Raw genomic sequence first — 11,187 nt, 5'->3', positions numbered from 1 at the left:
CCCTCCCCACCCCCCCTGAGCAGTACCGCCGGGGAGGGAAACTTCGGTCTGTACGGGATCCAGGACTTCGATCATGACTCAGCGTGAGGTGGTGTGAGATGCCCGGACCGGCGCCGAAACACGCCTCCACCAGGACCCGCCGCAACCGGTCAACAACTGCGTCGACCCTGTCTGTGCCAGCTCGCAGCTCGACGGTGCCGCCGCTGCCGCCGCTGGCCGATCAGCAGTGGCACCCAATGACGGTGGCGTGGTGGGACGACCTCTGGCGCTCGCCGATGGCTCCTGAGTTCGACCCGTCTGACATCCACGGCCTCTACCTGCTGGCCACGCTGGTGAATGGCTTCTGGGAGCACCCGAGCAAGGAACTGGCAGCGGAGATCCGCCTCCAGCGACAGTGCTTCGGCCTGACCCCGATCGACCGGCGCCGACTTCAGTGGGAGATCGAGCGAAGCGACGAGGCGCAGGACCGTGGTCGACGCCGACGCACCACCACCCCGAAGGCCCCGTCACCGGACGCGAGCGCTGACCCGCGCTCCGTCCTGCGGGCGGTGTGAGCACGTTCGTCGTCCCCCCGCTGGACGAGGAGCCATGGCCATCGCTTGGCCGGCAGGTGTGCGACCTAATCGAAGAGCGTGCAGTCTTCGGTCCGGGCTCGCTGAAGGGTCAGCCAGCAAAGCTGGACCCAGAGAAGCGGGCGGTGATCTACAAGGCGTACGAGGTGTACCCGAAGGGCCACCCGCTGGCGGGGCGGCGGCGGTTCCGACGGGTACGAATCTCGTGGCGTAAGGGCACTGCGAAAACGGAGCTGCTCGGCTGGGTGGCCTATGCCGAGCTGCACCCGGAGGCGGAGGTCCGCTTCGACGGCTGGGACGCCTACGGCCAACCGGTCGGACGGCCGGTCCGCGACCCGTACATTCCGCTGCTGGCCTACACCGCCGAGCAGGTCGAAGAGCTGGCCTACAACGTGCTGTACGTGGTGTGCACGGAGGGCCCGGACGCGGACCTGTTCGACTCCGGCCTGGAGCGCATCATCCGCCTCGACGAGCGGGGTCGGGCGGACGGCAAGGCGGTCCCGTTGGCGCAGTCGCCGAACGCCCGAGACGGGGCCCGGACGACGTTCCAGGGCTACGACGAGACGCACCGCCTGGACATGCCTCGGCACCTTGAGGCGTACGAGACGATGGAGGCGAACCTGCCGAAGCGCCCCCTGGACGACCCGTGGTCGATGGGTATCACCACTGCGGGCGTCCCGGGCGGCGGTTCAGTGGCGGAGCTGGACAAGGACGAGGCCGAGCTGATCGAGCGCGGCGAAGTGGAAGAGCCGGAGCTGTTCTACTTCCACCGCGAGGCGTCCCCCGGCCACGACTTGAAGACGCTGGAGGGCCGCGTTGAGGCGGTTCGTGAGGCGTCGGGGCCGGCAGCGGAGTGGTCGGATCTGCGGGGCATCGCGAAGCAGTGGGACCGGCCGGGCGCCGACCTGTCGTACCTGGAGCGGGTGTGGCTGAACCGGTGGACGCAGGCCGACGCTCGGGCGTTCGACGCGAGCTGGTGGAAGGAGCTGCGCCGCCCCGGCCAGGAGATCGCCAAGGGCCGTGCGGTGTCCGCGGGCTTCGACGGCTCCCGGTGGCGGGACACCACCGCCCTGGTCGTCACGGACATCGAGACGGGGTTCCAGCAGAACTTCGGGCTGTGGGTGCCGGAGGAACTCGACGACGGCGATATCGTGCCGATCCCGGCCGGTGAGGTCGATGAGCGGGTCGCGGAGATGTTCGCCCGGTGGCGGGTGCTGCGGATGTACGGCGACCCGGCTGCCGGCTGGGATACGAAGCTCGCGGACTGGTCGGGCCGGCACGGGCCGAAGGTGGTTGCGGAGTTCTACACCGACAGTCGCAACCTGCGGAAGACCGCGATGATGTGCCGCACCTACGCCTCGGCGATCAGGGGCGGCGAGGTCACCAACGACGGTGACGTCGACTTCGCCAGGCACATCGGTGCCGCCCGCAAGCGCGACACCAAGATGTTCGACGACGAGGGCAAAGCGCTGTGGGTGATGACCAAGGAGCGCCACAATTCGCCCAACAAAATCGACCTTGCGATGGCCGGTGGCCTGTCGTGGCAGGCGCGCCTTGACGTGCTGGCGGTAGGTGGCTGGACGAATGAGCAGCCCCGACGGCGGATGGTGGTGAGACGGTGAGCGACCTCGACAACGAGATCCGCCGTCTGGAGGGCATCCGCTGGCACTGCCTGGAGCGGCTGCGTACCTACGACGCCTACTACGAGGGCGAGCAGCCCCTGAAGTACATGGCCCCGGCCCTGGAGAAGGAGGTCGGGGACCGCATCACCCAACTGGTCATCAACTGGCCTCGGCTGGGCGCGGACGCCTACGAGAATCGGCTCGACGTCGAGGGTTTCCGGTACGCCGGCGACTCCGCCCGGGATGAGGACCTGTGGGCGGTGTGGCAGGCCAACAACTGCGACGAGCAGTCCCAGCAGGGGCACCTGGAGTCGCTGATCCTGGGCCGGGCATTCGTCATCGTCGGCGCCGGGGACAGCGAGGACGACGCGCCGATCATCTCGGTGGAGTCACCGGAGCAGGTGGTCGCCCGGCGAGATCCGCGCACGCGGCGGGTGCTGTCGGCGCTGAAGCGGTGGGACGAAGAGGTCGGCACACCGTCGATGGAGAAGTGGGCGACGCTGTACCTGCCCGACTCGACCCGGCTGCTGGTGTTCCGCCGCGGTGAGTGGCAGACCGTTGCCGAGGACAGGCACGGCATGGGTCAGGTGCCGGTGGTGCCGCTGGTGAACCGGCCCCGGCTGCTGCGCCCGGATGGCGTGTCCGAGTTCCACGACGTGCTGCCCTTGGCTGACGCGGCCAACAAGATGGCCACGGACATGATGGTGTCCGGTGAGTTCCACGCCATGCCGCGCCGCTGGGCGGTCGGGGTGAAGGCCGAGGACTTCGTCGACGAGAACGGCAACCCGATGTCGACGTGGTCGTCGATCGCGGGCCGGTTGTGGGCGAACGAGGACCCGAACGTGAAGATGGGCCAGTTCCCGGAGGCGGACCTGGCGGTCTTCCACAACACGATCCGGATGCTGGCGCAGGTGGCCGCACAGCAGCTCGCTCTGCCGCCGCACTACATGGCGTTCACCGGCGACAACCCGACGTCGGCGGATGCGATCCGGTCGGCGGAGACGCAGCTGGTGAAGCGGGTCGAGCGCAAGCAAACCTACCTGGGTGGCGCCTGGGAAGACGTGATGCGGATGGTGCTGCGCATCCAGACCGGCGAGTGGGACGTCAAGGCCCGGTCGCTGGAGACGATGTGGCGGGACCCGGCGACGCCGACGGTGGCGCAGAAGGCCGACGCGATCCAGAAGCTGACTGGTGGGGCGGCGATCCTGCCGGTGGAGATGGCCCGCGAGGATATGGGCTACACGCCGGAGCAGCGGCGCCGGATGGCGGAGATGGACGAGCGGGCGGCGTCCCGCGACCCGGTGCTGGAGATTGCTCGGGCGCTGCCGCCGCAGCAGGCCGGTGCGGTCGATGCCCTCGCTGGTTGAGGTCGCTCGGGAGCATTCGCGGTTCCGCCGCCGGTTGGCTCTGGTCGCGGCCGGAGAGGCGGGACGGCTGTGGTCGCAGGTTGACCCGGCCCGGATCGCCCTGTCGTGGCGCTCACTGCTGCCGCGCCTGCTGACGGTGCTCACGGGTGCCCAGCTGGCGGTGGCGGCGAGGGCGGACAGCTACCTCGACGAGGTGCTCGACGTTCAGGGCGCTGCGCCGAGGCCGGTCGGCGGGGTGTCCGCTGCGGCCCTGTCCGGCGTGGCGTCGGATGGCCGCGACCTGGCAGACCTGCTGTATCAGCCGGCGGTGCGGACGCTGGTCGGGATCCAGCGCGGCGCGACCGTCGATCAGGCCCTTGCCGGGGGTGGAGCCGGGTTGGACATGCTGGTTCGGACGCAGGTCGCGGACGCCGGTCGGGTCGCGGATCAGGTGGCGATGGCGGCGCGGGACGTGCCTGGCTACCGGCGGATGTTGGTGGGCGGCGGTTGCGATCGGTGTGCGGTGCTGGCCGGGAAGTACTTCCGGTGGAACGCCGGGTTCGACCGGCATCCAAGCTGCTTCCCCGCCGGAGTGCTGGTGTCAGGTCCCGAGCACCTAGCGGCCTCTCGGCGGCCTTACCAGGGGGAACTGGTCGTCATTCGCACCGCCAGCGGCCAGGAGTTGCCCGCTACCGGCAATCACCCGGTACTGACCAAGCGCGGGTGGCTGCCCGCCAACCTCATTCAGGAAGGCGACTACGTAGTCCGCAGCACCCGCAGTCAGGGCGCTGCTGCCCTCGTGGTTCCACACGAAGACCAGGTGCCATCCCGAATTGAGGATCTGTGGCGTCCGGACGGAGTGGTGCCGCTTCTGCATATGCCAACCGCCGCCGAGGACTTCCACGGCGACGGGGGCCACGGCGATGTCGACGTTGTACTTGCCGATCGCCTTCTGCGGGATCGGCCGCAGGCCGCGGCTAGCCAGCTCGCCGAACAGGAACAGTTCTCCAGGCGAGTCGCACAGGCCGCGCTGCTCGCGCTGGGCGGAGCGGCGGAGCAGGGCTTCCATCGGCTGCTTGGTGCCGCGTACGGCCTCGTGGGAGGCGGAGGCCTGTCGCCGACGCTCGTCGGGCGTCATGCGGCGAGCCCGTACCTTGCCGGCGGCGGACATGCCGCGAATCTCGACGCCAGCGGCTTCGAGGCGACGCCGGACTACGTTGCGGCTGACCCCGAAGCGGAGGCTGAGGCTGTATTCACTCTCGCCAGCGGTGTAGGCGGCGGCGATGTCGGCGACCGGCAGGACGAGTTCGGTACGCGGTGGGATGCACCGCCGGGTCCGCTCACGGTGGAGAGTCGTCTTGCTTACGCCCGCCGTGGTCAGGATCTTCTCCTCCGGCTCGCCGGCCAGGTAGAGCTGGATCGCGTGGTCGAGCTTCGCAGGGTCGAGTGGAGCGGCCACGTCTACAACCTCACCTCGGTTGAGGGCTGGTACTCAGCCAATGGCTTTATTGTATCGAACTGCGACTGCGTGCACGTGCCGGCCCGTGAGGACACGGCCGACGAGATCCACACCGACCCGAAGAAGTACTTCGCCAGCCTGTCCCGTGAGGAGCAGGACCGGGCGTTCACGGCGGCCGGGGCGGAGGCGATCCGGTTGGGCGCCGACATCGGCCAGGTGGTGAACGCCCGCCGAGGCGCCCGCGGTCTGCTGACGGCCGGCGCGCGGGTGACCGGCGATGAGGCGCGGATGCTGCGCGGCGGCCGGGACCGCGGCCGGCTGGAAGCGGTCGACGTGTACGGCCGGCAGCTGTTCGTCACCTCGGAGGGTGTGACCGTCCGGGGTGTGGCCGGCAAGCGGTTGGGCGCCCGGGAGACCGGCAAGCGGCAGCCTGGCGCCCGGTACCGGTCGGCGAGGACCCCGCGGCTGATGCCCGAGTCGATCCTTCAGATCGCCGGAGATGACCGCGCGGAGGCGCAGCGCCTCTTGCGCCGCTTCGGCTACATCACCTGATCTTCCCGCCCCTGGAGGGCGGTGGAAGTCCCGCCCCTGGAGGGCACATGTCCGACGAACCCACCGGCGACGTCCAGGAGACCGAGCCGGCCGACACCAGCACCGACACCGCCCAGGCCGACGACCCTCGGGTCACGAAGGCCAACCAGGAGGCCGCGAAGTACCGGCGCGAGCTGCGCGCCCGCGAGGCCGAACTGGAGAAGCTCCGCGCTGCCGCCCAGGAGGCGGAGAACGCGAAGCTGTCCGACCTGGAGAAGGCGAACAAGGCGGCCACCGACGCCGCCGCCCGAGCCGACCAGCTGGCGGCTCAGGTGGCCCGCTACAAGGTGATCGCACAGACGCAGCTCCCCGCGGAGCTGCACGAGTTCCTGCCCGAGGGCATCGCCGACGAGTCGGCGCTGCTGGAGCGGGCGGAGAAGCTGCGGTCCGCGCTGGCCAAGCCGCCGGCGAGCCCGCGGCCGGACCCGGGTCAGGGTCCGCGCCCACCGTCGCCTCAGTCCGAGGACGACGCCCTGTACGAGTCGATCTACGGGCCTGCGGCCCAGAAGTGAGCCACCGACATGGCCGAGTACCTTCCCATCCGCAAGCCGGGCACGGCGCTGGTCGCCACTGCCTCCGGCACGATCACGGGCGGCCAGATGGTGGCCGTCTCCGGCGCGGGGACCGTCGCGGTCGCCGGCGCCACCGCCCTCAACTGGCTGGGGGTCGCCGCAGTCGACGCGATCTCCGGCGACCAGGTGACGATCTTCTGCGACGGCGTCCAGGAGCTGACCGCGTCGGGCACGGTCACCGCCGGGGACCTGGTGGTGTGCGCCGCCTCGGGTCAGGTGTCGACGCTGGCAGCGGTGACAACGCCGACGGCCGCGGACGTGACCGGCGCCCGCGCGCTGGTCGGGGTCGCGCTGACCACTGCCACGAACGGCAACAAGGTCCGCGTCAAGTTCTCCCGCTGACCTGCCCTTTCCTTCCCAGTTAGGAGTGAGGCTGTTCGCCTCCTCCGGATTCCCAGAGGTGGACTGTGCCTTACACCTACCCTCCGGCGGCTCCGACGCTGTCGGGTGACTACCTGACCGTCAGCCGTTTCCTCAACAACCCGGCCGTGGTCGCGCGGCGTCTGCGGACGCTCGCCGAGCAGCGGCTGATCGCCACGTCGATCCTGTCCGGGCGTGAGTCCGTGACCGGCGGCGCGATCGGCTTCGAGCAGAACGAGGGCATCTACCCGGACCGTCCGGTCGAGGCGGTGTCGCCGGGTGGCGAGTACCCGCTGACCACCGTCGCGGCCGGCCCGACGCAGCTCGTGAAGATCGTCAAGTGGGGTCAGGACACCCTGGTCACCGACGAGGCGGTCACCCGGCAGCGCATGGCCGCCGCGGAGCGGGCGATGCTGAAGCTGGTCAACGCGGCGGCGAAGAACGTCGACTCGGTGGCGCTGTCACTGATCGCGTCGAGCGTCGTGCAGACCCGGGCCGCTTCGGCGGTGTGGTCGGGCAGCACGGCGACGATCCTGCGGGATCTGATGCTGGCCAAGGCCGACATCGCCGCCCTGAACCAGGGCTACGAGCCGGACACCCTGATCGTCAACGACGCGACGTGGGCGTACCTGGCGTCGGACACGGTGCTGATCAACGCGATGCAGCGGGAGACGACCAGCAACGCCGTCTACTCGGGCGAGTTCAGCATCATCGCCGGGCTGCGGGTGCTGCCGACGCCGAACCTGCCGGCGGCTGGCGCGTGGGTGCTCGACTCCACCCAGCTGGGCGGGATCGCCACCGAGGACCTCCAGGGCGGCTACCAGGCCGCGGGGGACCTCATCCAGTCGAAGACCATGCGCGAGGACCACAACGACCAGTGGCGTCTGCGTGCCCGGGCGGTGTTCGTGCCGTACATCACCGAGCCCAACGCGGCCATCAAGATCACCGGCATCTGAGGAGAGAACTGATGGCCGAGACGAAGAGCACCACCACGAAGACCACCGACACCTCGACCAGCACCCGCAGCCGCGCCAAGCAGCTCGTGGTGCTGGCGCCGCTGGTGTCGGTGCGCGACGCCGAGGGTCGCATCCAGTACCTGTACCGCGGTGCGGAGCTGCCGCAGGGCACCCCGCAGGCCGAGCTGGACCGGCTCCGCGAGATGGAGCTGATCGGCGAGGACGACGGCGCCGTGGTCGCGGGTGTCGCGGCGGACCCGCGGGGCTGACGTGCCGGGCCGGGCGGCATTCCTCCCCGCCGCCCGGCCCACCCGCATCAACCTGTGTCGAGCTGAGAGGGGCGTGTGGTGCCGGAGCTGTTCACCCTGCCCGAGCTGGACGCGTGGGCGCAGACCACCGTGCCCGAGGCGACCGGCACGCTCGTGTTGGAGCTGGTCACCACCCTGATCCGGGGTGAGGTCGGCGCCGACCGGTACGACGCGCTGACCGACTTGTCGCCGTTGAAGCCGGTCGCCCTGGATGTGGCGCGGCGGATGATCCGCAACGCGGACGGGCGGCGGTCCGTGGCGTCGCAGATCGACGACTACTCGGAGACGGTCACCTACGCGTCGGAGACCCTGGCGGCGCCGTTCCTCACCTCCGACGACCGGGACCGGCTGTGGCGGGCGTTGGGGTTGCGCAGGTCGGCTGCCTTCACGATCCGTCCGGGATCGCCGGATGTCACGGCGGCGTCCTGGTGAGCGCCGCGGCGGTGTTGGCGCGCGGCCGGGCGGCGGCCGAGGCCCTGATGGTCGACGCGTGCGTGATCCGGCGTGACGGCGGGACGACGTACGACCCGGACACCGGCTACCCCACCGAGTCGACGAGCGAGGTGTACGTCGGCAAGTCCCGGGTGCAGCAGCGTTCGGCGTCGGCGGGTGACCGCGATGTGGGTGAGGCGGCGTTGCTGCTGCTGCGCCTGGAGGTGCAGTTGCCGATGGCGGTGGTCGGGGTGCGGGTGGATGACGTCGTCGAGGTGACCGCGTCGGTGCATGACCCGGATCTGCCGGGCCGCCGGTTCCGGGTGCGGGAGTTGTTCCACAAGACCCATGCGACTGCCCGCAGGCTCGGGTGTGAGGAGGTCACGTCGTGAAGGTGACGGTGACTTCGGACGGCCTGAACGAGCTGCGTGCGGTGCTGGAGTCGGCTGCTGACGACGCGGTCGACGAGGCCCGCAAGGTGGTGTCGAAGGGCGCGCTGAACATCAAGAAGGATGCGCGCCGGTTCGCGTCCGGCATCGCGCACGCGCCGGCGTACCCGTACGCGATCGGCTACGACGTGCGGACGGTCGGCACCACGGTGAGCGCGGAGATCGGCCCGGACAAGGCGAAGCGGCAGGGCGCGCTGGGCAACATCCTGGAGTACGGCACGGTCAAGAACGCCCCGTACGCGCACCTCGGGCCGGCGCTGGACATCGAGAGTCCCCGGTTCGTGGCGGCTGTCGAGCAGCTCGGCGTCGACCTGCTGGAGGGCTGAGCGGTGACGGTCCAGGCCCACGCCGACGCCGTCCTGGCGAGGCTCCGCTCGGCGCCCGGGTCGCCGTCGCTGGTGGTCTACGACGGGCAGGTCCCGGAGGGCCCGGCGCCCGCGTACGTGGTGGTGTACCTGCACGCGGATACGCCTGAGCTGCCGGATTCCCGGTCTGTGCAGGGTGCGTCGGAGCGGTTCGTGCTGAACGTCTACTGCCACAGCGTCGGTGGCGCGGCGGTGGCCGCTCGGGGTGTGGCCCAGCGGGTGCGTGGGGTGCTGCTGGACGCGGTGTTGTCGGTGTCTGGCCGGCGGTGCTGGCCGGTGCGGCACGTGGACTCGCAGCCGCCGCAGCGCGATGAGTCGACGGGCGTGCTGGTGATGGACCAGGTGGACGTGTACCGGCTCGAATCTGTGCCGGCCTGACCTCCGCCATCGGGCGGGAACCAACCAATGAAGGGGGCGCCCGATGGCGCTGATGACTGCTGTCCGCCCAACGGCGGGCGGGACCACGATCGCCGGGGCGGCGGTGACCTCGTCGGACACGATCTCCGCGAACGACCTCGGGTCGCGGGGCGCGTACCTGGTGGTGACGAATGGCGGCGGGTCGCCGATCACCGTCACCGTCTCCGACGCGTCTCGGACCCCGGCGGGGAATGTGGCGACGACCAGCGCGGTGTCGGTGGCGAACGGCACCAGCAAGGTCTTCTACATCTCGCCGGCCGCCGTCGACTTCACCACCAACGTCGTCACGGTGACCTACTCGGGCACCACGTTGGTCACCTACCAGCTGCTGCCGTTGGGGGGCTGAGCGATGGCCGACGTCGAGTGGGTGTGGATGAAGCACCCCGGCGGCAGTGAGGCTGCCCCGTTCGCGCCGGACGCCGTCGAGTTCTGGCAGGCGCGCGGGTGGGAGCCGGTGGAGAAGCCGGTCGAGCCGGACCCGACCGCCGAGCCGCGCCGTGAAACGCCCGTCACGCCCGCTGAGCGGGCCGCTGAGACCACCGCCGGTGACCTGCCGGTGCGGACCAAGCCCACCACCGCCGGCCGCCAGCGCGGCGCCGACGCATCCAAGGAGTGACCTGTGGCTGACATCCCCGTTGACGGCAACACCCGGGTCGCCTGGGTCCCCGCCATCTCCAACAAGGCCGCCCCGACCACCACCGAGCTGAACGCCGGCATCCTGCTCCAGAACCTGATCACCGCTGACGGTCTGGTGGGGTTCGAGGCGGAGACCGCCGACGTCGACACCACCAGCCTGGCGTCCACCTTCAACACGCTGACCATCGGCCGGGACACGTTCTCCGGCACGATGCTGCGGCTCAAGAAGCAGGACGGCACGGACACCGCGTGGAACACGCTGGTGCGCGGTGCGCAGGGCTACGTCGTGATCCGCCGCGACGTCGTCGAGACGACCGCGTGGGCCACCAGCCAGAAGGTCGAGGTGTACCCGGTGATCGTCGGGCAGGCCCGCCGGCTGGCCCCGGAGGCGAACACGGTCGCCCGGTACGAGGTGCCGACGAAGATCTCGGCCGCGCCGGAGCTGCGCGCCACCGTCGCCTGACCGACAGACCTGGGAGGCGGGCCACCAGCCCGGTCCGCCTCCCAGCACCAACCCGGGCTGGAAGGGCTGGAGTGAACATGGACGTGAAAGCGCTGATCAGAGACGCGCGGCTGCCGGAGACAACCGTGCCGCTGTGCCTGCGCGCCGACCTGGTCGTCGAGTACGAGCGGGTGCAGTCCGAGCACGCGAAGGCGCGGGAAAGCGCCGCCGGTTCCCTCGCCGGCTCCGGCGAGGCGGTGCAGGCCCTCGACGAGCGGCTGGCCGCGCTACGTGAGGAGATGGCCGCCTCGACGCTGACGCTGACGCTGCGGGCCCTGCCGTCGCACCGTTACCAGCAGCTTCTCGACGAGCACCCCCCGCGCGTCACCGACGGCGTGCTGGAGCCACGTGACCGGCTGGGCTTCAACGCCGACACGTTCTTCCTCGCCCTGGCCCGCGCGTGCACCGTCGCGCCGGACCTGGACGACGAGGACTGGCAGGCGCTGGTCGGCGACGACGGGAAGCTCACCGACGGCCAGGTCAGCAAGGTGTGCAACGCCGCGTACGCGCTGAACCGCAAGGACGTCGACCTCCCTTTCTGATCCGCCGCCTCGCCGATGAACCGGCCACGCTTGCGCGCATCGAGGCTGCCGAGCGGCT

Annotated in this window: 16 protein-coding genes; all 16 read left to right on the top strand. The window is 70.5% G+C overall.

Going from position 1 to position 11,187, the window contains the following annotated elements; all coding sequences use genetic code 11:
• The first annotated feature begins 98 nt into the window (after window positions 1-98).
• The 16 genes from ACZ6N8_RS23195 (at window position 99) to ACZ6N8_RS23120 (ending at window position 11,129) form a co-directional block, all read left to right on the top strand.
• A complete protein-coding gene (locus tag ACZ6N8_RS23195; RefSeq protein WP_466012628.1) occupies window positions 99-554 on the top strand; it encodes a phage terminase small subunit in 456 nt (151 codons plus the stop codon).
• 143 nt (window positions 555-697) lie between these two features.
• Window positions 698-2,194, top strand: coding sequence for a hypothetical protein (locus ACZ6N8_RS23190; protein ID WP_466012626.1), 1,497 nt, complete (start codon window positions 698-700; stop codon window positions 2,192-2,194).
• Window positions 2,191-3,561: a phage portal protein gene (locus ACZ6N8_RS23185; RefSeq protein WP_466012624.1), complete on the top strand. Its 1,371-nt coding sequence runs from the start codon at window positions 2,191-2,193 to the stop codon at window positions 3,559-3,561. Before ACZ6N8_RS23190 ends, ACZ6N8_RS23185 begins: the two co-directional genes overlap by 4 nt.
• Window positions 3,545-5,551 carry a Hint domain-containing protein gene (locus ACZ6N8_RS23180; protein ID WP_466012622.1) on the top strand — a complete coding sequence of 669 codons (2,007 nt, stop codon included), beginning with the start codon at window positions 3,545-3,547 and terminating at the stop codon, window positions 5,549-5,551. Before ACZ6N8_RS23185 ends, ACZ6N8_RS23180 begins: the two co-directional genes overlap by 17 nt.
• Before the next feature lie 47 nt (window positions 5,552-5,598).
• Window positions 5,599-6,102, top strand: coding sequence for a hypothetical protein (locus tag ACZ6N8_RS23175; protein ID WP_466012621.1), 504 nt, complete (start codon window positions 5,599-5,601; stop codon window positions 6,100-6,102).
• 9 nt (window positions 6,103-6,111) lie between these two features.
• The gene (locus ACZ6N8_RS23170; RefSeq protein ID WP_466012620.1) at window positions 6,112-6,504 is read left to right on the top strand and encodes a capsid cement protein; all 393 of its coding nucleotides are present in this window, start codon (window positions 6,112-6,114) and stop codon (window positions 6,502-6,504) included.
• Between the two features lie 65 nt (window positions 6,505-6,569).
• Entirely contained in the window at window positions 6,570-7,478 is a 909-nt protein-coding gene (locus ACZ6N8_RS23165) for a phage major capsid protein (protein ID WP_466012618.1), read from the top strand.
• Between the two features lie 11 nt (window positions 7,479-7,489).
• Window positions 7,490-7,747 carry a hypothetical protein gene (locus ACZ6N8_RS23160; RefSeq protein ID WP_466012616.1) on the top strand — a complete coding sequence of 86 codons (258 nt, stop codon included), beginning with the start codon at window positions 7,490-7,492 and terminating at the stop codon, window positions 7,745-7,747.
• Window positions 7,748-7,825: 78 nt separating this feature from the next.
• Window positions 7,826-8,218 (top strand): hypothetical protein, encoded by a 393-nt coding sequence (locus tag ACZ6N8_RS23155; RefSeq protein ID WP_466012615.1) that lies wholly within the window; start codon window positions 7,826-7,828, stop codon window positions 8,216-8,218.
• Window positions 8,215-8,610 (top strand): DUF6093 family protein, encoded by a 396-nt coding sequence (locus ACZ6N8_RS23150; RefSeq protein WP_466012613.1) that lies wholly within the window; start codon window positions 8,215-8,217, stop codon window positions 8,608-8,610. The genes ACZ6N8_RS23155 and ACZ6N8_RS23150 overlap by 4 nt, the downstream gene beginning before the upstream one ends.
• Window positions 8,607-8,993 (top strand): hypothetical protein, encoded by a 387-nt coding sequence (locus tag ACZ6N8_RS23145; RefSeq protein WP_466012612.1) that lies wholly within the window; start codon window positions 8,607-8,609, stop codon window positions 8,991-8,993. The genes ACZ6N8_RS23150 and ACZ6N8_RS23145 overlap by 4 nt, the downstream gene beginning before the upstream one ends.
• A gap of 3 nt (window positions 8,994-8,996) precedes the next feature.
• Window positions 8,997-9,410 (top strand): tail completion protein gp17, encoded by a 414-nt coding sequence (gene gp17, locus ACZ6N8_RS23140; RefSeq protein ID WP_466012610.1) that lies wholly within the window; start codon window positions 8,997-8,999, stop codon window positions 9,408-9,410.
• Window positions 9,411-9,462: 52 nt separating this feature from the next.
• On the top strand, window positions 9,463-9,795 hold the full coding sequence (locus tag ACZ6N8_RS23135) for a hypothetical protein (protein WP_466012608.1): 333 nt from the start codon (window positions 9,463-9,465) through the stop codon (window positions 9,793-9,795).
• A gap of 3 nt (window positions 9,796-9,798) precedes the next feature.
• A complete protein-coding gene (locus ACZ6N8_RS23130; RefSeq protein WP_466012606.1) occupies window positions 9,799-10,065 on the top strand; it encodes a hypothetical protein in 267 nt (88 codons plus the stop codon).
• A 3-nt stretch (window positions 10,066-10,068) separates the two neighbouring features.
• Window positions 10,069-10,548, top strand: coding sequence for a phage tail tube protein (locus ACZ6N8_RS23125; RefSeq protein ID WP_466012604.1), 480 nt, complete (start codon window positions 10,069-10,071; stop codon window positions 10,546-10,548).
• A gap of 77 nt (window positions 10,549-10,625) precedes the next feature.
• Window positions 10,626-11,129, top strand: coding sequence for a hypothetical protein (locus ACZ6N8_RS23120; protein WP_466012602.1), 504 nt, complete (start codon window positions 10,626-10,628; stop codon window positions 11,127-11,129).
• Window positions 11,130-11,187: the final 58 nt, after the last annotated feature.

This window comes from Micromonospora sp. NPDC047521 (assembly GCF_055587305.1).
Note: the sequence above shows the minus strand (reverse complement) of the source record. Positions and strands in the feature narration are given on the sequence as shown.

Excerpts from the sequence above, each read along its gene's own strand:
- ACZ6N8_RS23195 (WP_466012628.1), top strand. The coding sequence starts at position 99 with ATGCCCGGACCGGCGCCGAAACACGCCTCCACCAGGACCCGCCGCAAC.
- ACZ6N8_RS23180 (WP_466012622.1), top strand. The coding sequence starts at position 3,545 with ATGCCCTCGCTGGTTGAGGTCGCTCGGGAGCATTCGCGGTTCCGCCGC.
- ACZ6N8_RS23175 (WP_466012621.1), top strand. The coding sequence starts at position 5,599 with ATGTCCGACGAACCCACCGGCGACGTCCAGGAGACCGAGCCGGCCGAC.
- ACZ6N8_RS23170 (WP_466012620.1), top strand. The coding sequence starts at position 6,112 with ATGGCCGAGTACCTTCCCATCCGCAAGCCGGGCACGGCGCTGGTCGCC.
- ACZ6N8_RS23160 (WP_466012616.1), top strand. The coding sequence starts at position 7,490 with ATGGCCGAGACGAAGAGCACCACCACGAAGACCACCGACACCTCGACC.
- ACZ6N8_RS23135 (WP_466012608.1), top strand. The coding sequence starts at position 9,463 with ATGACTGCTGTCCGCCCAACGGCGGGCGGGACCACGATCGCCGGGGCG.
- ACZ6N8_RS23130 (WP_466012606.1), top strand. The coding sequence starts at position 9,799 with ATGGCCGACGTCGAGTGGGTGTGGATGAAGCACCCCGGCGGCAGTGAG.
- ACZ6N8_RS23120 (WP_466012602.1), top strand. The coding sequence starts at position 10,626 with ATGGACGTGAAAGCGCTGATCAGAGACGCGCGGCTGCCGGAGACAACC.